The following is a 25,886-nucleotide window of genomic DNA, read 5'->3' as shown; positions in this document are numbered from 1 at the left end:
GCCCGGCATCAGAAGGTTGCCTTCGCCGTCAGCAGGAAGGTGCGGCCCGCTTCGTAGAGTGGTGTCACCGTGCCGAATTCCTGGCCGTAAGTGGCGCGTTCCGCATAGGTCTCGTCGAAGAGGTTCTTGACGTCGGCGCGGAAGGTGAAGTGCGACAGGCTCGCCGGCTTGTATTCGGCGAAGATGTTGACGACCTCGTAAGCCTTGTAGGCCGGCGCATTGGCGGCGACCCGATCGTATTCCGGCGCAATTTCGATATCGCCGCCGATGGTCAGGCCCCAGTCCTCGAACGTGTGCGCGCCGGTGATGGTGATGATGTCGCCGACGGGCGCGGCAAGGTAGTTGCCGGTGTCGGAATCCGCCGGCGCGCCATCGATATCGACGTCGACATGTGCGTATTTCACCTTGATGTAGCCGTCGAGCCAGGCGTAACCCGCACCGACCTCGAAGCCGCGCGATTCCAGGTCGCGGGCGCTGAGGCCGCCGGTCGCCGCCGGGTTGTAGCGTGCGACGCGGGCATCCTCGATATCGGTGCGGAACAGGCTGCCCTCGACGGTGAAGCCCGCATATCTGGCTTCCAGGCCGATGAGGTAATTGTCGGCGCTGACCGGCTTGGGTCCGTCGCCATAGGCCCAGGCCGTGTTCAGGATGAAGGATTCGGCAAGCGGAACACCGCCCCAGGAATGGGCGTAACCGGCCTTGGCCGTCAGGAAGTCGGTGATGTCGTATTCGCCGGAAATGTTGCCGCTCAGGCCGCTGTTGCTCCAGTCGGAATTATCGACGCCGGTGAACCATTGATGATCGGCGCGGCCGCCGAAGGAAAGCCGCGTCCGCTCCCAGGGCTCAAGCCTTGCCTGGGCATAGATGCCGACATTGCTGGCCTTTTCCCGTGCCGAATCCGAAAAGGCCAGCGCGACGCTTTCCGCATCCAGATCGACGCTGTCCTTGTAGAAATCGACGCCGGCAGTGATGTTGCCGATGCCGACATCGAACTTGTTTTCGAAGCGGCCGTTAAAACTGTCGGTCTCGCCGATCGTCGGATAGGAAGTCGGCACCGTGCAGCCGCGACCCGGGCAGGCGTAACCCATCGTATCGACGGTGTTGCGGCTGTAGGCGAGCACGAGTTTCGGATCCCACCAGCCTTCCGGTGTCGCATCCGTATAGGTGAAGACCGTATTCTGACGGTCCAGGCGATAATCGCGCACGCGTGGCTCCCAGGCCGGACGGCCGGTGATAAAACCGATATTGGCGCGGAACGGCCGCGCCGCCGCATCATGGACACGTTCGTGGCTGAGTTCGACACGGTCGCCGCTGTCGAATTCGTAGGCGACCTTGCCGAGCCCGCTCAGGAAATCCGTCGCCGTGCCGCCGACGAGATCGCCGTTTCCTGCCGTGAATTCGTCGCCGCGTCCGAAACTGAAGGCGCCGAGCATCTCGAAGCCGTCCTGCATGCCGTAGACCGAAGCACCGGTCGTCAGGGTGTGGCTGTTGAAATTGTAGCTGGAGGTCACCGAGCCGCCGAAACCGTCTTCGGTGAGCAGGTCGCGCACATCCTTGGTTTCGTAGTTGATGGCGCCGGCGAGCGCCCCAGGACCGGCATCGGCGGGTGCGATGCCGGCATCGACGTCGACGGCCTTCAGCAGGCTGGGATCGATCAGGTTGGTGGCGCTGTGGTGGAAGATCTTGTTGTTCTGGCGGCTGCCGTCGATGCTGACGGCAAGATTGGTTTCCTCGACGCCGTGGACATAGACCTTTTGCGATGCGGGAAGCGAGCTGCCGACGGCAACGCCCGGCTCGTTGCGGAACACGTCGGCGATATTGGTCGGGTTCGCGCGCTCCAGATCCTCCGAGGTGATGCTGACTTCGCCGATACCGTCGCCGCTGGTGCCGTTTCCATACACCTGGATCGGCCTCAGGACCGTCGATCCATCTGTCACGGTATCACCGCCGACAGCCGCCGCGGAGGGCGAGGCACCGACCACGGCCGTGCCGTCACCGGTGATGCGGAAGGAAATGCCGGTGCCAGAAAGCAGTTGCGACAGGGCCTGCTGCGGCGTCAGCGAACCGCGCACGGCGCTGGCCGTCACGCCGCGCGACGTGGAGGCCGCGAGCGTCACCTGCAGGCCCGACTGCCGGCCGAAGCTGTTCAGGGCGCTGGCGAGCGGCTGTGCCGGAATGTTGAAATCGCGGGCGGCGCCGAGCCGCGACGTGGTCTCCTGCGCCACCGCCGGTCGGACGCTCGCCAGCGACAAGGCAGAAACGCCGGCCAGCGCCACCGTCGCCAGCAGACGCGTTACAAAAAATCGGCTCGTGCTGGTCTTCGAACCCCGTCCAGCGTTGCACCCCGGCAAAGTCATGTCGCCCTAGTCTCCTGCTTGTCCGCAGCGCCCCCATGGCTGCGTCTCAGGGGTAAAGACGACCAGCTGCCTCATGTTTTTCACCGACGGGCGATTTTTTTGCTGCCGGCCGTCAGAAATCGGCAAGCACGCGCAGATAGGGCGACAGCGCATGGACCTTGCCGCCATAGGGCTCGACAAGCGCATGCAGGGCGCGGTCGGGATTGCCGAGATCGTAGAGGCCGGTCACGCGCCGGGACGCGAGCTTGCGATTGGCGACCTTGATCCAGGCCGGATGATAGCGCTGCAACTGTTCGACCACGGAGGCGATTGTCACGTCGTTGACGAAAAGCCGGCCGTTGCGCCAGGAAGCGATGTCCTCCACTGCGATCATGCCCTTGACGACGGCACCGCTGTCGTGATCGACCACCGCCATCTCGCCCGGCGCCAGTTCGACGGCCCTGCCGGCCGCCGGTTCCGGAGACAGGCTGACGATGCCGCGGGCAAGCTCCACGGTCGTCTCCTCGCTGGACAGCTGCACGTCGAACGCCGTACCGAGCACGGCCACCTCGACGCCGCCGGCATCGACCGTGAACGGCCGGGCGGCATCATGGGCGACGTCGAAAAACGCCCCGCCCTGCAGCAGCGTCACATGCCGCGACGAACCGGCAATCTCCACCTTGATGGCGCTGTCGGCCCCCATGTCGACCACCGTTCCATCCTCCAGCGTGACCCGGCGGGTTTCGGCCGTCGCGGTCATGTAGTCGGCCTGCAGCCGGATCAGCAGGGCCGGACCTGCAAGCGCCAGCACCAGACAGGCGGCAAGCGCCACGCTCGCCGCCATCCACCGGCCCCGGCGGCGGGAGGGCGGCGGAGAAAATGCCGCGATATTGTGGCTCTGCCAGGAGGCTGTATGAACGGGCGTCACGTCGCCGAGCACGTCCCAGGTCCGGCAGGCCTTTTGCCATGCCTCGGCATGGGCGGCGGACTGCTGCAGCCAGTGGGCAAATTCCGCCTCGACGGCGGCATGGCGTGGTTCTTCCCGCAGCCGCAGGAACCAATCCATAGCCTCTTCCAGAATCACGCTGTTTTTGTCGTCCTGCCGTGCCAAACCGTACCTGCTTCGGACCTCGATGCCGCAAGCCGGCACTTCTAACCGAATTCTTTCCTTCTTCGTAGAGACGATCGACGCGCTGTTTTTTTTCAGGCGCACCCGCTGTTTTTCAGGAACCGGCCGTGCCGATGGCCATGGCGATCTTGACCATGGCCGAGCGGACATGGCGATGGGCGGTGGCGACGGAGATCCCGAGATGCGCCGCGACCTCGTCCAGCGTCCGTCCGCCGAAACGATGCATCTCCACGGCGATCTGCACGTCTCGCGGCAGGGAAGCCAGCACATCCGCGGCAATGCGAACCTCGTCGTTGAGGATCAGGGTCTGCTCCGGCGTCTCGACTGTTTGCGGCACCGTCCAGAAAGGCGGATCGCCGGCCTGTTCCCGAACCTCGATCTTTCGACGCTTGAGAACGTCGAAAGCGAGATTGCGAACGATGCGATAGAGGTAGGCCAGCGCCTGGCGCGCCGGATCGCCGCCCACCCGTCCCGGCGCAAAACGCAGATAGGCATCCTGCACGATATCTTCCGCCGCCTCGCGCGAACCGAGAATGCGCGCGGCATAATCGATCAGCGCCGAGCGATGCGCGATATAGAGTCCATGCCGGATATCCGCGTCCGTGGTCATTCCCGACTGCCGTTCCGGGATGCGCGTCAGGCGCGCCCATCCCCGTTTCCCTGACATCAGGAAATAAACGCATAGAATTTCCTAGGCAATATCCGGCGGCGCCCCGCATATGCAACCTGGATCGTAAACTAGTCTTCTTTTCTCATCTTTAGTCGTTGATTTTGTTGGCGGCATGCCGGAAGACGGCAACTGCATCGCTGCATGCCCGTTTGGCAACCGACGGTTTTTTCGCTGCCGGAGTCACCGAAAAACCACAGAGCTTCCGACTGCGCCTGCCGCAGGACCGGCCGCCGAGTGTCGGGAAGGCTTCCAGGCGACAAAACCGGCAGTCTCTCCCGTCATCAGCCTTGACAATACTCGGATATGGAAATTTGATCAAATTCCATGGAGCACGAAACGTGCGGGATTCGTGCGATGAAAAGCCGAGTGAAGGCACAGGGATCGGGAGACGAAGACATGACGTGGACAATGCCGGCAGAAACCGCGCCCCAGGACCGCGTCTGGATGGCGTTTCCCCGGGAAAACCAGACCCTTGGCGACACCGCTGCCGAGCGTGAGGCAGGCTATGCGGCCTGGTCGGCCGTCGCCCATGCCGTCGCCGCCTTCCAGCCGGTGACGATGATCGTCGATCCTTCCGAAATCGCCCGCGCCCGCCGCATGCTGGGCACGGACATCGAGATCGTCGAGCGCGTCATCGACGATTTCTGGATGCGCGATTCCGGCCCGACCTTCGTCACCGCCGAAGACGGTTCGCTTGCCGCAGTGGACTGGATCTTCAACGGCTGGGGCGGCGGCACCTGGACGAACGCCGCCAACGACCGCGGCCTTGCCCGCTTCATCGCCGGATTGGTCGGCGTGCCCGTCGTTTCCTCGCTGCTGGTCAACGAGGGCGGCGGCATCCATGTCGATGGCGAAGGCACCGTTCTGGTGACCGAAACCGTGCAGCTCGATCCCGGCCGCAATCCGCATGCCGACAAGGAGCGCGTCGAGGCGGAACTTGCCCGCACGCTCGGCATCTCGAAGGCGATCTGGCTGCCGCGCGGCCTGACCCGCGACTACGAGGAGTTCGGCACCCGCGGCCATGTCGATATCGTCGCGACCCTGCCGGCGCCTGGGAAAATCCTGCTTCACGACCAGCAGAACCCGGCCCATCCCGATCACGCCGTGATGCGGGAGATCCGGGCGCTCCTGGCCGGCGCGACCGATGCCAGCGGCCGGCCGTTCGACATCATCGACCTGCCGGCACCGGAAACGCTGTCCGACGCCCACGGCTTCGTCGACTGGAGCTACATCAACCATCTCGTCGTCAATGACGGCGTCATCGCCTGCGGTTTCGGCGAGGAAAAAGCCGATGCCGTTGCTCGCGACATGCTTGCCGAAGCCTATCCGGGACGGCGGGTGGTTTCGGTCGATGCCCGCGAACTGTTCGCCCGCGGCGGCGGCGTGCATTGCATCACGCAACAGCAGCCGAAAGCGGGGGCGGCCAAATGAAGATCGTCGAAGCATCGATCGGCGACCTGCGCGAAGCGCTGCAAGCCGGCCGCACCAGCAGCGTCGCCCTGGTAACCGCCTACCTCTCCCGGATCGCCTATTTCGACCGGCACGGGATTTCCCTCAATGCCGTGCCGGTCCTCAACCCGGCGATGTTCGAGGAGGCGCGCGCTGCGGATCTCAGGCGCCAGCGCGGCGAAAGCCTCGGGCCGCTCGACGGCATCCCCTATACCGCCAAGAACAGCTACAAGGTGCGCGGCCTGACCGTCGCATCGGGCTCTCCCGCCTTTGCCGATCTGGTCGCCACCGACGATGCCTTTGCCATCGCGCGGCTGCGGGCAGCGGGTGCGGTGCTGATGGGCTTGACCAACATGCCGCCGATGGCGAATGGCGGCATGCAGCGCGGCGTCTACGGCCGGGCCGAATCCCCCTACAATGCCGACTATCTGACGGCCGCCTTCGCCTCGGGGTCTTCCAACGGCTCGGGCACGGCGACGGCCGCAAGCTTTGCGGCGTTCGGGCTCGGCGAAGAAACCTGGTCCAGCGGCCGTGCGCCGGCGGCCAACAACGGGCTCTGCGCCTATACGCCGAGCCGCGGCGTCATCTCGGTGCGCGGCAACTGGCCGCTGGTGCCGACCATGGATGTCGTCGTGCCGCACACGCGCACCATGGCCGACATGCTGGAAATCCTCGACGCCATCGTTGCCGACGACCCGGAGACGCGCGGCGATCTCTGGCGCAGCCAGCCGTGGATTTCCATCCCGCCGGCCTCGCAGACGCGTCCCGCCTCCTACCCCGCGCTCGCCGGAACCGCGACGCTGGCCGGCAAGCGTCTTGGCGTGCCGGCGATGTACATCAACGCCGATCCGGACGCCGGCACGTCGGAAAAGCCGGGTGTCGGCGGCCCGACCGGACAGAGGATCGAGACGCGCACCTCGATCATCGCCTTGTGGGAGACCGCTCGCAGGGCGCTGGAAGCGGCCGGCGCGGAGGTGGTGGTCGTCGATTTCCCGGCCGTCAGCAACTACGAGGGCGACCGGCCCGGCTGCCCGACGATCGCCGCCCGCGGCTTCGTCAGCCCGGATTTTCTGACATCGGAAATCTTCGACCTGTCGGTGTGGTCCTGGGACGATTTTCTCGATGCGAACGGCGATCCGAAACTGTCGCGGCTGGCGGATGTCGATGGCGACAGGATCTTCCCCGCCCCCGAAGGCAGCCTGCCCGACCGTTATTTCGGCTTCAACGACCGGATCACCGAATATCCGGCCCATGCGCGCGCCCATCCGGTGACCGATCTCCGGCAGATCCCCCATCTGGAGGAAGGCCTTCGCGGCCTGGAGAAGACCCGGCGCGTCGATCTGGAGGAATGGATGGACCGCCTGGGGCTGGACGCGGTGATCTTCCCGGCGGCGGCCGACGTCGGCCCGGCGGATGCCGACGTCAATCCCGATTCGGCCGCCCTGGCCTGGCGCAACGGCGTCTGGGTCGCCAACGGCAACCTGGCCATCCGCCATCTCGGCATTCCGACCGTCACCGTGCCGATGGGGATCATGGCCGACACAAGGATGCCCGCCGGCCTGACCTTTGCCGGCCGCGCCTGGGACGATGCGAACCTGTTGGGCATGGCCGCCGCCTTCGAGGCCACCGGGACCTACCGGCAGGCGCCGCCGCGCACGACGGGAACACTTGAGACCGCCGCCGCGCCCTCGGCGCAGGACACGGCTTCGGACAACCTGACGCTGACGGTATCCGTCGAGGCGGAGGGAGACGACCGCGAAAAACTTCTCATCAGCGGCGAGACCGGCTCATCGGCGATTTCGCTGACCGTGGACGGTATCCCGGTAGAAGCCGCAATGGAGAACGGCCGGTTCCGCGCCGAACATGGGGTGGCCGTCAACCGCTACCGCCACAGCGAATGGAGTGCCCCGTGGGGCCATATCGTCATCGCGGTCGCCGATGACGGCCAGGCAGCTTTCGTCGAAACGAAGGGTGCCGAAGCGTAGGATGTTCCTGTCGACGCCACGCTGGATGCGGGCCGAACGGCAAAATCATCTTGAGCGAGATCGGCGGCGTTTGGGCCTGCCCTCATCCCAACCCTCTCCCTGCATGCGGGGAGAGGGGACTTGCCTCACGCAGCGTCGAATGTGGCGGAAACGGAGCGGCATACCCCTTCCGGTCAAAAACGGGGAGGAAGGGCCGACAGGCGGATGAGGAGCTTTCCGCAGCCTTGCCGACCGAACAACACCGGCCGTCATCGCTCCGAACGCTGCGGCAACAGCCCTACCCGATGCTCATCAGGCTGGCATTGCCGCCGGCGGCGGCGGTATTGATCGAGGTCGATACCTCTTCCAGCAGCCAGTTGAGGCAATAGGCCTCGGCGCCGGCCCGGATCTCTGCCGTCGATGCGGCCTGGGTGAGGACCAGCGGACCCGGAAGGCCGGCGATACGGCGGGTGGCGGCCAGAACCGTTTCCGCGTCGCCCTCGATCAGCGCTCCCGCATACGGACCGTTCGCCGGCCAGTCGGTCGACCAGGTCAGAAGCGCCTTCAGGCTCGCCGGCAGATCCCCCATCGAGGGCCGCAGGCCGGAACCGGCGTCGATCACCGGAATATTGCCGGTGGCGAAAACCGCACCAAGCTGCGCCACCAATCCGTCTTCCGTCGCGGGAACCAGAAGGATTTTTCCGCGGGGGTGAAGCGCATAGAGGTTGCGTTCGCCGACAGGGCCGGCAAGCTCCACGGTCATGCCGAGCGCGCTGTTGCCGCCGAGATCGCGAATGCGATCGGCGAGCTGGTTGTTGTTGCGCTTGCGCAGCCATTCCGCCAGGTCGAGCACGCCGGGATGGATATAGGTCGAGCTGTGCTGCGGCGGGATCGGCGGCGTCTGGACGAGGCGGCCGATATAGAGCGGCCCGCCGGCCTTCGGCCCGGTTCCGGACAAACCCCGGCCACCGAACGGCTGCACGCCGACGATCGCGCCGATGATGTTGCGGTTGACATAGATGTTGCCCGCCTTGGCCCGGCTGGTGACGTGCGCGATGGTTTCGTCGAGGCGGGTGTGCAGGCCGAAGGTCAGCCCGTATCCCGTTGCGTTGATATCATCGATCAACCGGTCCAGGTCGTCGCGCTTGAAGCGAACGACGTGGAGCACCGGGCCAAACACCTCGCGCTTGAGATCGGAGATCGACTCCAGCTCGATGATCGTCGGCGAGACGAAGGTGCCGCGCTGTGCTTCCGGCGGCAGCGCCACCTGTTCGACCTTGCGGCCGAGCGAGCGCATTCTCTCGATGTGCGCCTCGATGGTCTCGCGGGCTTCGGCGGTGATCACCGGCCCCGTATCGACATTGAGTTTGTCGGTGCGGCCGATGCGAAGCTCGGCCAGGGCGCCCTTGAGCATGGTCAGGGTCCGATCGGCGACATCCTCCTGCAGGCACAGGACGCGCAGCGCGGAGCAGCGCTGGCCGGCACTGTCGAAGGCGGACGCGATGACATCGGCGACCACCTGCTCCGCCAGCGCCGAGGAGTCGACGATCATGGCATTCTGCCCGCCGGTCTCGGCGATCAGCGGGATCGGTTTTCCCGACGACGACAGGCGGTTCGACAGTTCCGCCTGGATCAGGCGGGCAACCTCCGTCGAGCCGGTAAACATCACCGCCGCCGTTTCACCGGCCGCGACCAGGGCGGCGCCCACCCGTCCGTCTCCCGGCACAAGCTGCACGGCGCCGGCAGGGATACCGGCCTCGCGCAGAATACGGATCGCTTCGGCGGCGATCAGCGGCGTTTCTTCCGCCGGCTTGGCCAGCACCGGATTGCCGGCGACGAGGGCCGCCGCGATCTGTCCCGTGAAGATGGCGAGCGGGAAATTCCAGGGGCTGATGCAGACCACAGGTCCGAGCGGCTTATGGCCGGCACCGAGCGTGCGGCGGGCCTGTTCGGCGTAATAACGCAGGAAATCGATCGCTTCCCGCACCTCGGCAATCGCGTTCGCCGCCGATTTGCCGGCCTCGCGGATCGCCAGGCCGATCAGGGCCGGCATGCGCGCCTGCATCAGGTCTGCCGCCCTATCCAGGCAGTCGCCCCGTTCACGCGGCGACACGGCAGCCCATGCGGGTGCCGCCTCAAGTGCCAGACGCGCAGCCTTCGCCACGTCCTCGACGCCGATTTCGGTGACGTATCCGACCACGTCGCTGAGATCGGCGGGATTGCGAACGGCACGCCGGTCCCCTGCGCCCGAACCATCCGCCAGCATCGGTTCGGCCTGCCAATCCATCCCTGCACTGTCGCGCAGTTCCGCGGAGAGCGTCGAAAGCACCGTCTCGTTCGAGAGGTCGAGCCCGGCGGAATTCAGCCGGCCCTTGCCGTAGAGATCCTGGGGAAGGGAGATGCGGTCGTGTTTCGCGCCCGGAGACGCCATGGCCCGCACCACCGCCACCGGATCGGCGACGAGTTCGTCCACCGAAACCAGCGGATCGGCAATACGGTTGACGAAGGAGGAATTCGCACCGTTTTCCAAGAGGCGCCGGACGAGATAGGCCAGCAGCGTCTCGTGGGTACCGACCGGCGCATAGATGCGGCAGGGGCGGTCGAGCTTTTCACGACCGACGACTTCTTCGTAAAGCGGCTCGCCCATGCCGTGGAGGCACTGGAACTCGTATTGGCCGACTCGAAAATCCGGACCTGCCAGCTGGTAGATGGACGCGAGGGTCTGGGCATTGTGGGTGGCGAATTGCGGGAAGACGGCATCCGTAGCGGCAAGCAGCTTTCTGGCGCAGGCGATGTAGGAGACATCGGTGTGCACCTTGCGGGTGAAGACGGGAAATTCTTCCAGCCCGTCGAGCTGCGCCCGCTTGATCTCCGCGTCCCAATAGGCGCCTTTCACCAGGCGGACCATGATGCGCCGGTTCGACCGCCGGGCGAGATCGATGACGAAATCGAGCACGAAGGGGCAGCGCTTTCCATAGGCCTGCACCACGAAGCCGATGCCATCCCAGTTGGAGAGAGCCGGATCGAAGCAAAGTTCTTCGAGGAGGTCGAGCGACAGTTCCAGCCGGTCCGCCTCTTCCGCGTCGATGTTGAGGCCGATATTGTAGGACCTGGCGATGGCCGCCAGCGCTTTCACCTTCGGCAGCAATTCGCTCATCACCCGTTCGGCCTGCGCCCGCACGTAACGCGGATGCAAGGCGGACAGCTTGATCGAGATCCCCGGCCCTTCATAGATGCCGCGCCCGGCCGATGCCTTGCCGATGGCGTGGATCGCCGTTTCGTAATCCTTGAAATAACGCTCGGCATCGGCGGCCGTGGTCGCAGCCTCGCCCAGCATGTCGTAGGAATAGCGGAACCCCTTCTGCTCCATGGCGCGGGAACGCCGCAGCGCTTCCTCGATGGTTTCGCCGGTGACGAACTGCTCGCCCATCATGCGCATAGCCATGTCGACGCCGCGGCGGATGACCGGTTCGCCGCAGCGGGCGATCAGTCGCGTCAGCGCTGCGGAAAGGCTGCGGTCGTTGACGGTCGAGGTGAGCTTGCCGGTGACGACCAGACCCCAGGTCGCCGCGTTGACGAACAGAGACCGGCCCTCGCCGATATGCGATTTCCAGTTGCCGTCGGCGATCTTGTCGCGGATCAGCGCGTCGCGCGTCGCCGTGTCCGGAATGCGCAGCAGCGCTTCCGCCAGGCACATCAGCGCCACGCCTTCCTGGCTGGAGAGCGAATATTCATGCACCAGCCCTTCGACGCCGGAGCCCTTGTGTTTCGCCCGCAGCGCCACGATGAGGTTTCGCGCCGTCTCGCGGGTACGCGCGGCGATATCGTCGGGCAGCGAGGCCTGCGGCAGAAGATCGTTGACGGCCTGCTGTTCCGGGCGGCGATAGGCGGCGGTGATTGCCTGCCGCAATTCGCTCTGCGCCCGGACCGGCGGGGCGAAACCGGCAAAGATGTCTTTTTCGTTGTTGATCGCGGGCTCAGCCATTTCCGTCACCATCCTTGCAGGAGGAAGCCATTGGGTCTCACGCAAACCGTCGACCTGGAGGAGATTGCGCGGCGCCACCATATTCAATTGCCGCAGCGAATTCTCACCATTATTCTGGATAAATCAGGACTTATCACCAAATATACAGGCCAAGGCGCTAATTTATGTCCAAAATCAAACAGGAAAACAGCGAAATCGACACGATAGACAGGAAGATTCTCGATCTACTCGTTGAAAACGCTCGCATTTCCATCACCGAAATCTCCACGGCCGTCGGTCTTTCGAAAACCCCGTGCGCCCTTCGCCTGCAGCGGCTGATCAGCGACGGCTACATCGACGGCTTCCGCGCCATCCTCAATCCGAAGAAGCTGGGCATGGACCATGTCGCCTTCGCCGAGGTGAAATTGTCCGATACCAAGGAGAAGGCGCTGACCGCATTCAATACCGCCGTCCGCAAAATCAAGGAGGTCGAGGAGTGCCATATGATCGCCGGCCGGTTCGATTACCTGCTGAAGATCCGGACTTCCGACATCAGACGCTACAGGGAAGTCCTCGGGGAAAAGATATCGAGTCTTCCCAATGTGGCAAGCACCTCCACCTCCGTCGCGATGGAATCCGTCAAGGAAAGCGGCCGCTGAGGCGCAGGACCGGCTGCGAGCGGTTACACGGCGCTGGAAAGCCTGTGGTTTTCATGCTCCTGCCGGAGGATTTCGGCAATCTGCGAAAACCCCTCCGCCAGCGGATTGGTTTTCCGCCAGACCATGCCGATGCTGCGCGACGGCCGCGGCGCATCCAGCCTGGCAACGGAAACCTTTGCGGACGCCGTCTCGGTGACCAGCGCCATGCTGGGGATGAGCGTAACGCCGAGGCCGACCCCGACCATCTGCACCAGGGTCGACAACGAACTCCCCTCCATAAGCTCGCGCGCCACGGTGGGAGACATCTTGCAGAACGACAGGGCCTGCTCGCGGAAGCAGTGCCCCTCCTCCAAGAGCAGCAGGCGCATCTCGCGCAGCACATCCGAATTCGGCACCGGCTTGTCGCGATCGCTCAGGGGCCTTACCAACATGAATTCCTCATCGAAGAGCAGCTGTTCGTACAGCGACGGCTCGGAGACCGGCAGCGCCACCACGGCAACGTCCAGGCGGCCGTCCATGAGGTCCTCGATCAGCTTCTGCGTCACCGCCTCGCGCGGACGCGGGTCGAGATCGGGGAAATCCTCGGTCAGCCGCTTGATGAACGCCGGCAGCAGATAGGGCGCGACGGTCGGGATCATGCCGATGCGCAGCCGGCCGGCCAGCGGGCTCAGCGAGGCGCGTGCCAGATCGCTCAATTCATCGATGGCGCGTAAAATTTCGCGCACACGCGGCACGAAGGCTTCCCCGACGCTGGTCAGCCGGATCTGCCGGCTGCCTCGTTCGATCAACGATACGCCGAGCACTTCTTCCAACTCCTTGACCTGCAGGGAGAGCGCCGGCTGGGAAATGGCGCAGGCTTCGGCGGCCCGGCCGAAATGCCCGTGCTGGGACAGCGCGTCGAAATAACGGAGATGCCGGATGGAAATCAAACTCATAAGTTATTCATATCGATGTCATTAGAAAATACAAGTTTTCTTTATGCAAGGAGTGATCTATACGGTTGTCACAGGGCAAGATCGAGGGCGCCGGAGGGGAATTCCAGCAGTCAGGTCTATGCCGGATCATTCGCAAGCCATGAAAGGAAGAGAAATGGACGGTAATAGCGTGAAGCCGGCGGGCAAGTGTCCCGTCATGCATGGCGGGATGACCTCTTCGGGGTCTTCGGTCATGAATTGGTGGCCCAATTCGCTCAATCTCGACATCCTGCACCAGCACGACACCAAGACCAATCCGCTCGGCAAGAATTTCAACTACCGCGAAGAGTTGAAGACGCTGGACGTCGAAGCGCTGAAGAACGACGTGCGCGCCCTGATGACCGACAGCCAGGACTGGTGGCCGGCCGACTGGGGCAACTATGTCGGCACCATCGTGCGCATGACCTGGCACGCGGCCGGCTCCTACCGCATGACCGACGGCCGCGGCGGTGCGGGCACCGGCAACCAGCGTTTCGCGCCGCTGAACTCCTGGCCCGACAATGCCAACACCGACAAGCCGCGCCGCCTGCTGTGGCCGATCAAGAAGAAATACGGCAACAAGATCAGCTGGGCCGACCTGATCGCGCTTGCCGGCACCATCGCTTATGAAACCGCCGGTCTGAAGACCTTCGGTTTTGCCTTCGGCCGCGAAGACATCTGGCATCCGGAAAAGGACGTCTACTGGGGCGCCGAAAAGCAATGGCTGGCACCGAGCGACAACCGCTATGACAGCCTTGCCGATCCGAAAACCCTGGAAAACCCGCTCGCAGCCGTGCAGATGGGCCTGATCTACGTCAACCCGGAAGGTGTCAACGGCCAGCCCGACCCGCTGAAGACGGCGGCGATGATGCGCGAAACCTTCGCCCGCATGGCGATGGACGATGAAGAAACCGTGGCGCTCACTGCCGGCGGCCATACGGTCGGCAAGGCGCACGGCAACGGCGACGCCAGCCTGCTCAGCCCCGATCCGGAAGCCTCCGACGTCGAATTCCAGGGTCTTGGCTGGATGAACACCACCAAGCGCGGCATCGGTCGCGACACGGTGGTCAGCGGCATCGAAGGCGCCTGGACGACGGAACCGACGAAGTGGGACAACGGCTTCTTCCAGATGCTGTTCAAGCATGAATGGGAACTGCGCAAGTCGCCGGCGGGCGCATGGCAGTGGGAGCCGGTCTCGATTGCCGACGCCGACAAGCCGGCCGACGTCGAAGATCCGTCGATCCGCCACAACCCGATGATGACCGACGCCGACATGGCGCTGAAGGTTGATCCGATCTACCGCGAGATCTCGCTGCGCTTCATGAACGACCAGGAGGCTTTCTCCGACGCGTTCGCCCGCGCCTGGTTCAAGCTCACCCACCGCGACATGGGACCGAAGGCACGCTACTTCGGACCGGACGTTCCTTCCGAGGAACTGATCTGGCAGGATCCGGTCCCGGCCGGCAACACCGGCTACGACATCGTGGCGGTGAAGGCTAAGATCGCCGCCTCGGGCCTGTCCCTGTCCGACATGATCACCACCGCATGGGACAGCGCCCGCACCTTCCGCGGTTCTGACATGCGTGGCGGCGCCAACGGCGCGCGCATCCGTCTCGCACCGCAGAAGGATTGGGAAGGCAACGAGCCCGCCCGCCTCGCCCGCGTGCTTTCGGTCCTCGAGCCGATCGCTGCGGAAACCGGTGCCAGCATTGCCGACGTGATCGTGATTGCCGGCAATGTCGCAATCGAGCAGGCTGCCAAGGTCGCCGGTTTCGACGTCACGGTGCCCTTCGCACCGGGCCGCGGCGATGCCACCGACCAGCAGACGGATGCAGCCTCCTTCGACGTGCTGGAGCCGATCCATGACGGTTACCGCAACTGGCTGAAGAAGGACTACCTCGTGAGCGCCGAAGAGCTTCTGCTCGACAAGACCCAGTTGCTCGGGCTCACCGCCGCTGAAATGACGGTCCTGATCGGCGGTATGCGTGTTCTCGGCACCAACCATGGTGGCACGGCGCACGGCGTGTTCACCGACCGCGTCGGCGCCCTGACCAACGACTTCTTCGTCAACCTGACCGACATGGCCTACAACTGGAAGCCGGTCGGCAACGGTCTCTACGAAATCCGCGACCGCAAGACAGGTGCCGTGAAGTGGACCGCGACGCGCGTCGACCTGGTCTTCGGCTCGAACTCGATCTTGCGTTCCTATGCCGAAGTCTACGCCCAGGACGACAATGCCGAAAAGTTCGTCAACGACTTCGTCGCTGCCTGGACCAAGGTGATGAACGCCGACCGTTTCGACATCGCCTGATCGAAGCGTTCAGTATCAACCCAAAAAGAGGCTCGCTGACAATGTCAGCGGGCCTTTTCCGTCTCAGGCGGCCCGGCGGTCTCCCGCGACGTCAACCAGCGCAGCACACGGATCTCCTCGTCATCCATCCACTCCAGAAGCCGCTGGCTGCGGCTTCTCCGGCTCCTGTTGACCTGCGCCAAGGCCCCGGTACGAAAATCTTCGAAAACGGCGGGATGAATGTAGGACGAGCGGCAGACGGCGCGGGTATTGACGAGCCTGGCTGCCACGTCGTCGATCGCCTCGTTGATCTGGCGGGCAATGCCCCGTTCGGACGTGGCCGCCTGCAGCGGAGCAAGGGCTGAAGCGGCCATGCAGGTCGCTCCCCAGGTACGGAACTGGCGGGAGGTAAAGTCGTCGCCGGCCGCTTCCCTGATATAGGCATTGACATCCTGCGACGAGACCTGCCGGCAATCGCCGCCTTCGCAGACATATTGGAAAAGCTGCTGGCCCGGCAGTTCCTGGAGCTTTCGCACGACATTGGCGATCCGCCTGTCGCTGTGGACGAGGTTCCATTGCTTTCCGGATTTTCCCTTGAACCGGAAACGCACGCTGGAGCCCTCGATCCTGACATGCCGGTTTCGCAAGGTCGTCAGCCCGAAGGAGCCGTTGCTCTGCGCATAAGTGCTGTTGCCGATGCGGATATAGAGATTGTCGAGCATCCAGACCACGGTCGCCAGTGCCTTTTCCATCGTCAGCCCCCGCGTGCGGAGATCGTGGTCGACGCGCTCGCGGATATCCGGAAGGCGGCAGGCGAAATCGGCCAGCCGTTCGAATTTGGCGCGACCTCGCTCCGCATGCCAGTCGGGATGGTAGCGGTATTGCCGGCGGCCTCGGGCGTCGTTGCCGACAGCCTGGAGATGAGAAAGGGGATTTGTCGAAATCAGCACATCGGTGTAGGCGGGAGGAATGGCAAGAGCGTTCAGCCGGGCGATCTCCGACGTGTCCTTGATCCGCCGACCACCTGGCAGGTAATAGGCAAACCCCTTGGCCGTTGCCTTGCGCGTGATGCCTTCGTCGAGGCTGCTGCAATAGACGAGCCCCGACGCCAGCTTCACCTCCGCCACCGCCGCCGCAACCGTATCTTTCGCTATCATCTGGTTCATATCGCCATAAACCGGATTGCCGCCAACCGGTTCCATGTGAAAACGCAAGCAGCGGGCGGAGCGCAGGCCGGCCGATGCGGAAGAGGCCTCAGGACCTCCATGGGGCAATTGCGATGAACCCGCCGCCCGTTGTAACTATCTGCTGGGCTCGATTTCGGAGGAGACGCGGCATGGATCGTTTTACTGGCGGCTGCCTTTGCGGCAGCGTGCGATTTGTGGCGTCGGGAAAACCTTACAGGATCGGCCTCTGCCATTGCCTCGATTGCCGCAAACATCACGGGGCTCTGTTTCATGCCTCGGCAATTTTTCCCCGGGAGGCGGTCACTGTCGAGGGAGAAACACGCGATTATGCCGGGCGGTTTTTCTGTCCCCGCTGCGGCTCTCCCGTCTTTGCCCGCACCGGCGACGAAATCGAGGTCAACCTGGGCTCCCTGGATGCGCCGGACGAGCTGAAACCGACATACGAACTCTGGACCATAAGGCGGGAATCCTGGCTGCCGCCGTTCCCCTTGGCGCGCCGCTACGACCGGGATCGCGAGTCGGAAAACCGTTTCGAGGAATAGGCCGAGGCTCGGGAAATTGCCGGGAGCTTCCGCGCATTGGCTTACCGGCAAGGATTTACGGGCGCGGTGTCGGCTTCCGGTAGATCCGCGCGTCCTTGCAACGAGGGCAGGACAAACGTGCTGCCCATTCCTGCCGCAGGAGACCCCATGTCACAATACCTTGTCGCCATTCATCACCCCGACGACTACGATCCGTTCGCTGAAGAGGACCCAGCGATGGAGCGGGATATCGACATCCTCAACGAGGAGATGGTCGCCGCCGGCATTCGGATTTTTGTCGGCGGGCTGCAACCGGTCAGCCGCGCCAGGTCGCTTCGGACCCAGCCCGACGGCACCGTTCTGGTGGCCGAGGGACCTTTTCTACCGACCCGGGACCATGTCGGCGGCTTCTGGGTGCTTGAGGTCGCCAGCCTCGACGAGGCCCTGGCATGGGGACGCAAGGCCGCCATCGCCTGCCGGGCGCCGGTCGAGGTACGCCCCTTCTACTGACGGCAGACACCCTCGATAAGCGGCGAAGAACAGGCGTCCGCCATACCTGACGAGGTGGATAAGCCTATCGCTCTCTCGACAGGGAGAATGGCTTGTGCTAACTCGATTTTGGTCCTATTGTTGGACCAATGGGGAAGACGTGAGCAGAACAAGCGCAGTCCAGAGCGTGGTCGAGGTGTTGCGCGCGGACATCCGGCAGAACCACAAGCCGGGAGACCTGATGCCAAACGAGCGGTTGATCGCCGAGCGGCTGGACGTCAGCCGCAACACGGTTCGCGAGGCGCTGATCCATCTGGAGGCCTTCGGAATCATCGAGAAGACGCAGCGCGGCCCGCGTATCCGTGCGCCCGACGTCAGCGCCGTCTTCCACATCATGGACCAGTATTTCGACCGCAGCCTGAAAACCTGCCAGGATCTGTTGAATTTCCGCCGGATGATGGATCTCGGCGCGCTGCCGCAGGTGCTGGAGCGGATCACGGAGGCGGACCTGGCGCTGCTGGAGCGCCATATCGACCATATGGACCGGGCTTTGACGGCACATGAGGCCGCAGAAGCCGATTTCGCGTTCCATAACGAGATCATCCGGATTTCCGGCAACAGCGTCTCGGCGAAGCTCTACACGGCGCTGACGCATACGTTGGTCTTCTACATGGAGATTGGCAAGAGCAATCCCGCCAACAGCGAAAAGACCGGCGCGGCGCATCGTTCGATCATTGCGGCATTTCGCGCCCGCTCCCTCGACGCCGCCACGGCGGCGCTTTCCGACCACTACGAATACAGCGAGCAGAACCTACTCCTGGCATTCCAGAAGAGTTCGCCGCAGCAAACAGGCATGGAAGAGGCATGATCAAGGCACTGCAGATAGAGAAAGAAAACCTGACGCGCTTTCGCAGCGTCGAGGCGCCGGTGCTCGGCGAAGGCCAGGTGCGGGTCCGCGTGCGCCATGTCGGCCTGTGCGGCAGCGATCTCAACACCTTCAAGGGATTGAATCCGCTGGTGCAGTTACCCCGCATTCCCGGCCATGAAATCGGCGGCGAGATCCTTGCCGCAGGTCCCGGAGTCGATCCGGCCTACCGGCCCGGCCGGCGCGTCATCGTCATGCCCTATACCAATTGCTGCCGTTGTTCCTCCTGCCGCAAGGGCCGGCTCAATGCCTGCCGCTACAACAAGACGCTCGGCGTGCAGCAGGATGGCGGCCTGGCCGAAGAAATCGTCCTGCCAGCCGAAAAACTGATCCTCAACGAGACGCTGAAACCGCGCCACCTCGCCCTGGTCGAGCCGCTGTCCGTCGGTTTTCACGCCGTCGAACGCGGCCGGCTCGTCGCCGGCGAGACGGTGGCGGTGCTCGGCTGCGGCATGATCGGCATGGGTGTGCTCATCGGCGCCGTCGCCCGCGGCGCCCGTGTCATCGCCGTCGATCCAAGCGAGGAGAAGCGCAGTCTTGCGCTGAAATTCGGAGCATGGCGCGCCCTGCCCGCCGGCGGCGAAGAGCTTGTCCGTGCGGTCAACGAGCTGACGGCAGACGATGGCGTCGATATCGCCTTCGAGGCGGTGGGATTGCCGGCAACGTTCACGCAGGCAATCGAGCTTGCCGGTTTTGCCGGTCGTGTCGTGTATGTCGGCTATTCCAAGGCGCCGGTCACCTACCAGACCCAGTTCTTCAACCTCAAGGAACTGGACATCATGGGATCGCGCAACGCGACGATCGACGATTTCCGCGCCGTCGTCTCCCATCTCGAAACCATCGGCGACGACGCCGACCGGCTGATCTCGAAGATCTTCCCCTTCGAAGACGCCGAAGAGGCGCTTCCCTACTGGGACGCCAATCGCGACATCCTGAAAATCATCATCGAACGGACCTGACCATGACGAACCATGCCCCGACACCGCTGGAACAGGCTTTCGGGCTTGCCGGCAAGCATGCCCTCGTCACCGGCGGCGGCAGCGGCCTCGGGCTGGCCATCGCCAAGGCGCTGGTCGCCGCCGGCGCCAGCGTCACCATCGCCGGCCGGCGGCTCGAACTGCTGCAGCAGGCTGCGGGCGATATCGGCGGCGACGTGCATGTCCTGCAACTCGATCTCCGCGACACCGCCTCCATCCAGGGCTTTGCGGCCGATGTCGAAAGACTGCACGGTCCGGTGGACATTCTCGTCAACAATGCCGGCAACACGGTCAAGAAGCCGTTCGAGGAGCAGACGATCGACGATCTCGACGGCGTGTTCGACGTGCATGTCCGCGGCGCGCTGGAGCTGACGCGTCACATCATTCCCGGGCAGGCCGCCCGCGGCGGCGGCTCGGTCATCTTCATCGCTTCGATGACCTCGTTCATCGGCCAGCCCTATGTCATCGGCTATACCACCGCCAAATCGGCACTGACGGGCGTGGTCCGCGGCCTGTCGGCGGAATATTCCGGCCGCAACGTCCGGGTGAACGGCATCGCGCCGGGCTGGATCGACACCGATCTGTTTCGCGCCGCAACCTCGAACGATCCCGCCCGCTACAACAAGATCATCGGCCGCATCCAGATGGGCAAGGTCGGCAAGCCGGAAGATATCGGCTGGGCTTCGGTCTTTCTGTCTTCGGCAGCGGCAGGATACGTCACCGGCCAGACCCTCGTGGTCGACGGCGGTGCTCTGATCGGCTTTTAATTTCGAGGGCCGGAAGGCCCTTCACTCCGGAGCCGTATCCGGGCTGGGCGACGATGTCGCCAGCCGGTCGGTTTCATCATATCCGAACCAGAGCGCATCCAGAATGGCAAGGGTTGCCTGAATGGTCTGCGTTCGTGTTTCTGCATCCGGAGCCGTGTCCGGCTCCTGGGCGACGTCGACGGAGATGGCCATGTTCATTGCCGGTTATCATCCTGACCGAGTGATGTTTCATCAAAATCATCACTTGAACAGCGAGCAGGCAAGGACAAAAATGGAACACCGCGGCGCAAACGCGTAACTTTAACGTGAAGTCACGACGCCATCGCCGGGCGTGCCTGCAAACGGCACGAGGCCGGCGGCGGGACGGTCGCCATGGCTCCGGCGCCTGAAACAGCGCGACGCGGATCGGCGCCATCCAGCTGTCGGGCACGGATTATGCCGATCCAGACGATTTCCAGCCGCCGTGGAATCGCGTCGGCGTCGGGCATGGACCCGCAAAGCGAGTCCATGCCCCTTCTCCCTTATCGCTGCCGAGCAGCCGTATCAGTCGGCCCAGCCGGAGATCGCCTTGCTTTCGAGGAATTCCTCGATGCCCCAGACGCCGCCTTCGCGGGCGCGGCCGGAGGCCTTGACGCCGCCGAAGAACGCGCCGGCGGCACGGGCTTCGCCGTTCATCTCCACCATGCCCGATTTCAATTGCAAGGACAGGCGGTTGCGGCGCGTGCGGTCCTGGGTCTGGACGTAGCTGGTCAGGCCGTAAGGCGTGTCGTTGGCGATCTGCACCGCCTCTTCCTCGCTGTCGAACGGCATCATCGTCAGAACCGGTCCGAAGATCTCTTCACGCTCGATCGTCATGCCGGGCTTCACGTCGGCAAACACCGTCGGACGGACGTAATAGCCGCGGTTGAGATGCTGCGGCAGGCCGGGGCCGCCGGCAACAACGCGGCCACCCTCCTCGATGCCCTTTTCGATGTAACCCTGAATGATGTCCCACTGGCGCTTGTTAACCACCGGGCCGATGTGGTTGCCGTGCTCGGAAGCCGGGCCGACGGTGATCGAATTGGCGACGTCGGCCGCGATCTGCACCGCCTTGTCGTAAAGCGGACGCTCGACCAGCATGCGCGACGGCGCGTTGCAAGACTGGCCGGAATTCGACATCATGTGGCGAACGCCGCGCTCCACGGCTGCATCGTCGGCATCGGCAAAGACCAGATTGGCGCCCTTGCCGCCAAGCTCCAGCGTCACGCGCTTCAAGGTCTCGGCCGCCGCCTTGGAAATGGCGCGTCCGGCCCGCGTCGAACCGGTGAACGAGATCATCTCGACGTCGGGATGCGACGACAGGCGCGTGCCGACGCCGGCACCGTCGCCGTTGACGAGGTTGAACACGCCCGCCGGCACGCCGGCGTCATGGACGAATTCCGCAAACAGCATCGAGGACAGCGGCGCTTCCTCGGACGGCTTGAGCACGCAGGTGCAACCGGCGAGCAGCGCCGGGATGACCTTCAACGTCACCTGGTTCATCGGCCAGTTCCACGGCGTGATCAGGCCGACGACGCCGATCGGCTCCTGCGCCACCATGTTGCCCGGCGCATTGGCATTGAGCGGCTTCAGCCACTGGATCTCGTCGAAGGCGACGAGGAAATTCTTGAGATGCCAGTCAAGGCATCCCGCCTGGGCCGAAAAGGCAAAATCGATCGGCGCACCCATCTCCACCGAGATGGCTTCCGCCATTTCCTGGCGGCGCTTGTCGAACTCTGCGAGGATCGCCTCGACATATCGCTTGCGTTCTGCAGGCGGTGTGGCCGCCCAGCCCGGAAACGCGGTCTTGGCGGCGCTCACCGCCGCATCCGTATCCTCGTCCGAGCCGAGGGAGATCAGGGCGCAGGGCTCTTCCGTCGACGGGTTGATGACGAAATGGTCGTGTTTCCTGATCGGATCGACCCATTGACCATTGATGTAGAACTGCCGCTTTTCGAACATTGCGCTTCCTTTGCTTCTGCCATGTGCATATCGCGTTTCGCCGGGATGCTTGCCTTTAACAGACAAGAAAGCAAGGGCGAGCGGGTTGAATTATTTTGATGATTGCTTCCAGAAGGTGGACGGCCGGATGCCGAAGTGTCGATCGCTGCGGCACAAGCGAGTCGTGCCGCTTGCCATCGGCAGAAAACATGATAATAATACTCATATTATTTCCGGGATTTGACTCCGCTTGAACGCCCGGACTAACTGCCTTCGGCACCTTTGAGGGTGTTATCGGCGACGCCAAACAAGAGTGGAATAGAAGGTTGAGTTACTGGCACTCCATGGATTGGCATACGGAGGGCATCAAGGTCGTCGCGCCGGTGAAATGGCGCCGTTTCGACGGCATGGTCGGTGTTTTCTGGGAAGCGGAGAGCCAGACCGGCGCCAAGGGATATTACCTGGCAGACGACCCGCGCATCATGATCTTCTTCAACGATGTTTCGTCCCGCGTTCAGATTTCCAACGAGGACGGCCAGTTCTCCCGCCATTCGCGGCCGATGACGCGGGCGGTCTATGTGCCTGCCGGCGTGCCGATGTGGACCACCAGCAAATCCAAGCACCGATTCTCGCATCTCAACCTGCATCTGCACAAGGACCGGGTCCTGCGGTTCCTGTCGCCGTCCGTCGGCGCCTCCGCCGCGATGACGGCCCTGCGCCGGCCGGTGGAAATCCAGGATCTCGGCGCCATCGAGACGCTGGCCGGCCTGCTGGTCGATGAAATATCGAACCCGTCCAAGCATGCCGTCTACGGCGAGAACCTGGTGGGCAGCATCGTCACCGGCCTTCTCGACATTCCCGACGACGACAGCAAGACCGCCAATGGCAGGTTGACGCAGGCGCAGATGAACAAACTGCAGACCCGCATCGACGTCCATGGCGACTACCGGCTGACGATTGCCGAAATGGCCTCGACGGTCGGGCTCTCGGAAAGCTGGTTCGCCAATGTCTTCAAGCAGACCACCGGCAGCACGCCGCTGCAATGGCAGCTTGCCAAGCGCGTCGACCGCGCCAAGAAACTGCTGCTGGAAAGCGATCTTTCCGTCGCCGACATCGCGGCACAGCTGGGGTTTTCCGATCAGGCGCACCTGACGAAGACGTTTCGGCAGATCGCCGGCGACACGCCCGCCGCCTGGCGCCGGATACAGCAGCTGCTGTAACCGCAATCGCGGCAAGCACCGGAAATGCACATGTGTCAGCCGACAGGCTGCGTCCCGCCCGCAACAGGGTGCGGACGGGACGGGTCGGTTACCAGGTCTGGCGGATCGTTGCGTAGACCGCGCGGCCGGGATTGTACCAATCGGCGCCGAAGCCGCCGTAAGCGACATGCTTCTCGTCGAACAGGTTGCTGACGCTGACTTCGAAAGCGGTGTTCGGCCGGATCTTGTAGCTGAAGGCCGCATCGAAGACGATGTTCGCGCCCGTCGACTGGGTGTTGGCGTCGTTGAAATAATAGGCGCCGGAAACACGCGCCCCGAGGCCGAAATTCATGTCGCCGCGCATGCCCTCTCCGGGAAGCATGTAGTTGACCCAGAGCGACGCCAAGTGGTTCGGCACGAAGGACAGTTCGTTGCCCTCGTTGCCGCCCGTGCCGTTTTCGACGATCTCGGACATCATGTAGGAATAGGAGGCGGTCAGGCTGACATTGTCGGTCACCTCGGCCTTAGCTTCCAGGTCGATGCCGCGGACCCGAACTTCACCGATGGTTTCCTGCATGTTGGTCGCCGGATTGGTGCGGGTGATGTTGCTCTTGGTCAGGTCGTAGACGGCGGCGCTGAAGAGAGCGGGAAATGCCTCGGGCCGGTACTTGATGCCGGCTTCCCACTGCTCGCCCCGTTCCGGTTCGAGGGTCAGGGACGGCGGCAGGACCGACTCGGCGTAGCTCACATAGGTGGCGAACTCGTCGGTAAACTTGTAGGTCAGGCCGGCGCGCTTGGTGAACTCGCTGAGGTCCGCCTCCGTCGTCGTGCCGCGGAGGTTGTTTGCCTGCTCGAAATCGAGCCAGTCGTTGCGCAGGCCGACGCTGGCGATGACCTTGTCGGAGAAGGTCAGGTCCTGCTGGACGTAGAGGGCCTTGGTCTTCTGGTCGTTCTTCAGGCTCTGATACAGCGGAACCGATGCCGGCGCGCCCGTATAGACCGGGTTCATCCAGTCGATGTTCGGCGCATTGCCGTAAAAGGCATCGTTGGTCGAGTTGAGCGCATTGTATTGCACGCCGACCAGGCTCTTGCTGTCGATCGATTCGAAGCTTGCATCATATTGCAGCCGGGCGTCGATGATGAAGTTTTCGGCCGTGCTGTCGTTGCCGAAGAAATCGCGCTTGGCGATCGTCGAGCCGTCGGTCGGCGTCGCGGCGATATAGGCATAACCGAAATTGCTCTTGCTGTCGCTGTAGCGCGCATTGGCGCTGAAGGTCAGGCCGGAACCGAAATCGTGGTCGAACATGACGCTGAGCGTGTCGCGGTCGACGTCGCGATAATTGTAGTCGGGCTCGCCGAAGAAGCGGCTCCGCTTGAAATCGGAACCGACCGGATGGCCGCCGCCGCCCGGAACGCCATCGCGATCCAGATGGTCGTAGACGACGCTGAGCGTCGTCATGTCTGTCGGACGCCAGGTGAGGCCGCCCATGAAGAACTTCTCGTCGTCCTGCGAATAATCGTATTCGTCGTCGGCTTTGCGGATCTTGCCCGTCAGGCGATAGGAAAGCGTGTCGTCTTCGGTGATGTTGTCGCCGAAATCGAAACCGCCTTCACGGCGGCTGAACGAACCGCCCGTCAGGAAGGCCTCGCCGAAACGCTCGCTCTTCGGCAGCTTGGTGACGTAGTTGACCGAACCGCCCGGGTCCGAAACGCCGAAGATGGTCGAGCTGGCACCCTTGAGCACCTCGACGCGCTCGAACGCGTAGGGTTCGTCGCGGATGGCGCCGAAGGGGTCGCCGAGCGTCAGGCCGTCGCGGTAGATATAGGCATCGAAACCGCGGATCTTGAAGTAGTCGAAACGGTCGTCCGAGCCGTAGAAATCGGTGGCGACGCCGGCGGTGTACTGGATCACCTGCTCGATATCCTGGGCGCCGCGCTGCTGGATTTCCTTCGAGGTGATCACCGAAACCGATGCGGGTGTTACCAGGATATCCGTCGGGATCTTGCTGCCGCTCGTGGTTTTCGTCGCGATGATCGACTTCGCGTCGTTATCGGCATCGACCCGGCCGCTTTTTTCTTCCAGGACGATCGGCTTGAGAGCCGTGTCGGAGCCTGCTGCAGCCTCCTGGCCGAAGGAAAGGCTCGGGGTGAAAGCGACAAGCGCCGTACAACCCAGCAGGACCGCATTCCTGTAGCGGATGAGGGGCTGTCTCCGATGACTGCTTGTTCTTTCGATGTCCATGTTCACGTTCCATAAGTTAAATTGGATTATTTCCGCACCTGGCCGGCGCCAGTCTTGGGGACCCGCACCCCACACGCGCTGCCGGCGCCGAGCCATAACCAGTGAGAGTTCGTCTCCCGACACTGGCGCTCGCCATCACCACGGTTTGATTGTCCCCGGCGCCGTTCTTAACTTGAGCACTTGCATCCAGTATTGTAGATTTCCAG

The 25,886-nt window shown here is 63.6% G+C and carries 19 protein-coding genes; 10 read left to right on the top strand and 9 right to left on the bottom strand.

All coding sequences use genetic code 11. The features are described from left to right. Window positions 1-8: 8 nt before the first annotated feature. The 3 genes from DEM27_RS17870 to DEM27_RS17860 all read right to left on the bottom strand — a co-directional run bounded on the left by DEM27_RS17870 (window position 9) and on the right by DEM27_RS17860 (window position 4,075). Window positions 9-2,357 (bottom strand): TonB-dependent receptor, encoded by a 2,349-nt coding sequence (locus tag DEM27_RS17870; RefSeq protein WP_109459618.1) that lies wholly within the window; start codon window positions 2,355-2,357, stop codon window positions 9-11. Window positions 2,358-2,469: 112 nt separating this feature from the next. Next, window positions 2,470-3,402: a FecR family protein gene (locus DEM27_RS17865; RefSeq protein WP_109459617.1), complete on the bottom strand. Its 933-nt coding sequence runs from the start codon at window positions 3,400-3,402 to the stop codon at window positions 2,470-2,472. A 157-nt stretch (window positions 3,403-3,559) separates the two neighbouring features. Further along, the gene (locus tag DEM27_RS17860) at window positions 3,560-4,075 is read right to left on the bottom strand and encodes an RNA polymerase sigma factor (protein WP_109459616.1); all 516 of its coding nucleotides are present in this window, start codon (window positions 4,073-4,075) and stop codon (window positions 3,560-3,562) included. Window positions 4,076-4,531: 456 nt separating this feature from the next. Between DEM27_RS17860 and DEM27_RS17855 the strand changes: the two genes are divergently transcribed. Together DEM27_RS17855 and DEM27_RS17850 are read left to right on the top strand one after the other, a co-directional pair. Further along, entirely contained in the window at window positions 4,532-5,566 is a 1,035-nt protein-coding gene (locus tag DEM27_RS17855; protein ID WP_109459615.1) for an agmatine deiminase family protein, read from the top strand. Next, window positions 5,563-7,569: an amidase gene (locus DEM27_RS17850; RefSeq protein WP_109459614.1), complete on the top strand. Its 2,007-nt coding sequence runs from the start codon at window positions 5,563-5,565 to the stop codon at window positions 7,567-7,569. Before DEM27_RS17855 ends, DEM27_RS17850 begins: the two co-directional genes overlap by 4 nt. Window positions 7,570-7,846: 277 nt before the next feature. Here DEM27_RS17850 and putA read toward each other — a convergent pair whose 3' ends face one another. Beyond that, complete coding sequence (gene putA, locus DEM27_RS17845; RefSeq protein ID WP_165823471.1) at window positions 7,847-11,533, bottom strand: trifunctional transcriptional regulator/proline dehydrogenase/L-glutamate gamma-semialdehyde dehydrogenase; 3,687 nt, start codon at window positions 11,531-11,533, stop codon at window positions 7,847-7,849. Window positions 11,534-11,697: 164 nt separating this feature from the next. On the opposite strand from putA, the gene DEM27_RS17840 reads away from it, so the two are divergent. Further along, the gene (locus tag DEM27_RS17840) at window positions 11,698-12,171 is read left to right on the top strand and encodes an Lrp/AsnC family transcriptional regulator (RefSeq protein ID WP_109459613.1); all 474 of its coding nucleotides are present in this window, start codon (window positions 11,698-11,700) and stop codon (window positions 12,169-12,171) included. 23 nt (window positions 12,172-12,194) lie between these two features. Here DEM27_RS17840 and DEM27_RS17835 read toward each other — a convergent pair whose 3' ends face one another. After that, a complete protein-coding gene (locus tag DEM27_RS17835) occupies window positions 12,195-13,106 on the bottom strand; it encodes a hydrogen peroxide-inducible genes activator (RefSeq protein ID WP_109459612.1) in 912 nt (303 codons plus the stop codon). 154 nt (window positions 13,107-13,260) lie between these two features. Between DEM27_RS17835 and katG the strand changes: the two genes are divergently transcribed. Then, on the top strand, window positions 13,261-15,435 hold the full coding sequence (gene katG / locus DEM27_RS17830; protein WP_109459611.1) for a catalase/peroxidase HPI: 2,175 nt from the start codon (window positions 13,261-13,263) through the stop codon (window positions 15,433-15,435). Between the two features lie 44 nt (window positions 15,436-15,479). Here katG and DEM27_RS17825 read toward each other — a convergent pair whose 3' ends face one another. Then, entirely contained in the window at window positions 15,480-16,580 is a 1,101-nt protein-coding gene (locus DEM27_RS17825) for a DNA topoisomerase IB (RefSeq protein ID WP_109459776.1), read from the bottom strand. Window positions 16,581-16,750: 170 nt separating this feature from the next. Here DEM27_RS17825 and DEM27_RS17820 point away from each other — a divergent pair, with 170 nt between their 5' ends. The 5 genes from DEM27_RS17820 to DEM27_RS17800 all read left to right on the top strand — a co-directional run bounded on the left by DEM27_RS17820 (window position 16,751) and on the right by DEM27_RS17800 (window position 20,280). After that, the gene (locus DEM27_RS17820) at window positions 16,751-17,143 is read left to right on the top strand and encodes a GFA family protein (protein ID WP_109459610.1); all 393 of its coding nucleotides are present in this window, start codon (window positions 16,751-16,753) and stop codon (window positions 17,141-17,143) included. 147 nt (window positions 17,144-17,290) lie between these two features. Further along, window positions 17,291-17,632 (top strand): YciI family protein, encoded by a 342-nt coding sequence (locus DEM27_RS17815; protein WP_109459609.1) that lies wholly within the window; start codon window positions 17,291-17,293, stop codon window positions 17,630-17,632. A gap of 139 nt (window positions 17,633-17,771) precedes the next feature. Next, complete coding sequence (locus DEM27_RS17810) at window positions 17,772-18,479, top strand: FadR/GntR family transcriptional regulator (RefSeq protein WP_128755524.1); 708 nt, start codon at window positions 17,772-17,774, stop codon at window positions 18,477-18,479. Next, a complete protein-coding gene (locus tag DEM27_RS17805) occupies window positions 18,476-19,495 on the top strand; it encodes a zinc-binding alcohol dehydrogenase family protein (RefSeq protein WP_109459607.1) in 1,020 nt (339 codons plus the stop codon). Before DEM27_RS17810 ends, DEM27_RS17805 begins: the two co-directional genes overlap by 4 nt. 2 nt (window positions 19,496-19,497) lie before the next feature. Further along, complete coding sequence (locus DEM27_RS17800) at window positions 19,498-20,280, top strand: SDR family NAD(P)-dependent oxidoreductase (RefSeq protein ID WP_109459606.1); 783 nt, start codon at window positions 19,498-19,500, stop codon at window positions 20,278-20,280. Between the two features lie 21 nt (window positions 20,281-20,301). Here the strand turns inward: DEM27_RS17800 and DEM27_RS34050 are convergent, their stop codons facing one another. Beyond that, window positions 20,302-20,478 (bottom strand): hypothetical protein, encoded by a 177-nt coding sequence (locus tag DEM27_RS34050; RefSeq protein WP_165823470.1) that lies wholly within the window; start codon window positions 20,476-20,478, stop codon window positions 20,302-20,304. A gap of 345 nt (window positions 20,479-20,823) precedes the next feature. Further along, complete coding sequence (locus tag DEM27_RS17790) at window positions 20,824-22,260, bottom strand: aldehyde dehydrogenase family protein (protein WP_109459604.1); 1,437 nt, start codon at window positions 22,258-22,260, stop codon at window positions 20,824-20,826. Window positions 22,261-22,565: 305 nt separating this feature from the next. On the opposite strand from DEM27_RS17790, the gene DEM27_RS17785 reads away from it, so the two are divergent. Beyond that, window positions 22,566-23,459: a helix-turn-helix domain-containing protein gene (locus tag DEM27_RS17785; RefSeq protein ID WP_205908915.1), complete on the top strand. Its 894-nt coding sequence runs from the start codon at window positions 22,566-22,568 to the stop codon at window positions 23,457-23,459. An 88-nt stretch (window positions 23,460-23,547) separates the two neighbouring features. On the opposite strand, the gene DEM27_RS17780 is transcribed toward DEM27_RS17785, so the two are convergent. After that, window positions 23,548-25,680 carry a TonB-dependent siderophore receptor gene (locus DEM27_RS17780; protein WP_109459602.1) on the bottom strand — a complete coding sequence of 711 codons (2,133 nt, stop codon included), beginning with the start codon at window positions 25,678-25,680 and terminating at the stop codon, window positions 23,548-23,550. Between the last annotated feature and the right edge of the window lie 206 nt (window positions 25,681-25,886).

Origin of the sequence: Rhizobium album, assembly GCF_003122325.1 — a bacterium.
GTDB lineage: Bacteria > Pseudomonadota > Alphaproteobacteria > Rhizobiales > Rhizobiaceae > Metarhizobium > Metarhizobium album.
The sequence above is the reverse complement of the archived record's forward strand: the minus strand, read 5'-3'. Positions and strand labels throughout refer to the sequence as shown.

What these genes read in the sequence shown, in the direction of transcription:
- DEM27_RS17870 (WP_109459618.1), bottom strand. Translation starts at nt 2,357, where the DNA reads ATGACTTTGCCGGGGTGCAACGCTGGACGGGGTTCGAAGACCAGCACG.
- DEM27_RS17865 (WP_109459617.1), bottom strand. Translation starts at nt 3,402, where the DNA reads ATGGATTGGTTCCTGCGGCTGCGGGAAGAACCACGCCATGCCGCCGTC.
- DEM27_RS17860 (WP_109459616.1), bottom strand. Translation starts at nt 4,075, where the DNA reads ATGACCACGGACGCGGATATCCGGCATGGACTCTATATCGCGCATCGC.
- DEM27_RS17855 (WP_109459615.1), top strand. Translation starts at nt 4,532, where the DNA reads ATGACGTGGACAATGCCGGCAGAAACCGCGCCCCAGGACCGCGTCTGG.
- DEM27_RS17850 (WP_109459614.1), top strand. Translation starts at nt 5,563, where the DNA reads ATGAAGATCGTCGAAGCATCGATCGGCGACCTGCGCGAAGCGCTGCAA.
- putA (WP_165823471.1), bottom strand. Translation starts at nt 11,533, where the DNA reads ATGGCTGAGCCCGCGATCAACAACGAAAAAGACATCTTTGCCGGTTTC.
- DEM27_RS17840 (WP_109459613.1), top strand. Translation starts at nt 11,698, where the DNA reads ATGTCCAAAATCAAACAGGAAAACAGCGAAATCGACACGATAGACAGG.
- DEM27_RS17835 (WP_109459612.1), bottom strand. Translation starts at nt 13,106, where the DNA reads ATGAGTTTGATTTCCATCCGGCATCTCCGTTATTTCGACGCGCTGTCC.
- katG (WP_109459611.1), top strand. Translation starts at nt 13,261, where the DNA reads ATGGACGGTAATAGCGTGAAGCCGGCGGGCAAGTGTCCCGTCATGCAT.
- DEM27_RS17825 (WP_109459776.1), bottom strand. Translation starts at nt 16,580, where the DNA reads ATGAACCAGATGATAGCGAAAGATACGGTTGCGGCGGCGGTGGCGGAG.
- DEM27_RS17820 (WP_109459610.1), top strand. Translation starts at nt 16,751, where the DNA reads ATGGATCGTTTTACTGGCGGCTGCCTTTGCGGCAGCGTGCGATTTGTG.
- DEM27_RS17815 (WP_109459609.1), top strand. Translation starts at nt 17,291, where the DNA reads ATGTCACAATACCTTGTCGCCATTCATCACCCCGACGACTACGATCCG.
- DEM27_RS17805 (WP_109459607.1), top strand. Translation starts at nt 18,476, where the DNA reads ATGATCAAGGCACTGCAGATAGAGAAAGAAAACCTGACGCGCTTTCGC.
- DEM27_RS17800 (WP_109459606.1), top strand. Translation starts at nt 19,498, where the DNA reads ATGACGAACCATGCCCCGACACCGCTGGAACAGGCTTTCGGGCTTGCC.
- DEM27_RS34050 (WP_165823470.1), bottom strand. Translation starts at nt 20,478, where the DNA reads ATGAACATGGCCATCTCCGTCGACGTCGCCCAGGAGCCGGACACGGCT.
- DEM27_RS17790 (WP_109459604.1), bottom strand. Translation starts at nt 22,260, where the DNA reads ATGTTCGAAAAGCGGCAGTTCTACATCAATGGTCAATGGGTCGATCCG.
- DEM27_RS17780 (WP_109459602.1), bottom strand. Translation starts at nt 25,680, where the DNA reads ATGGACATCGAAAGAACAAGCAGTCATCGGAGACAGCCCCTCATCCGC.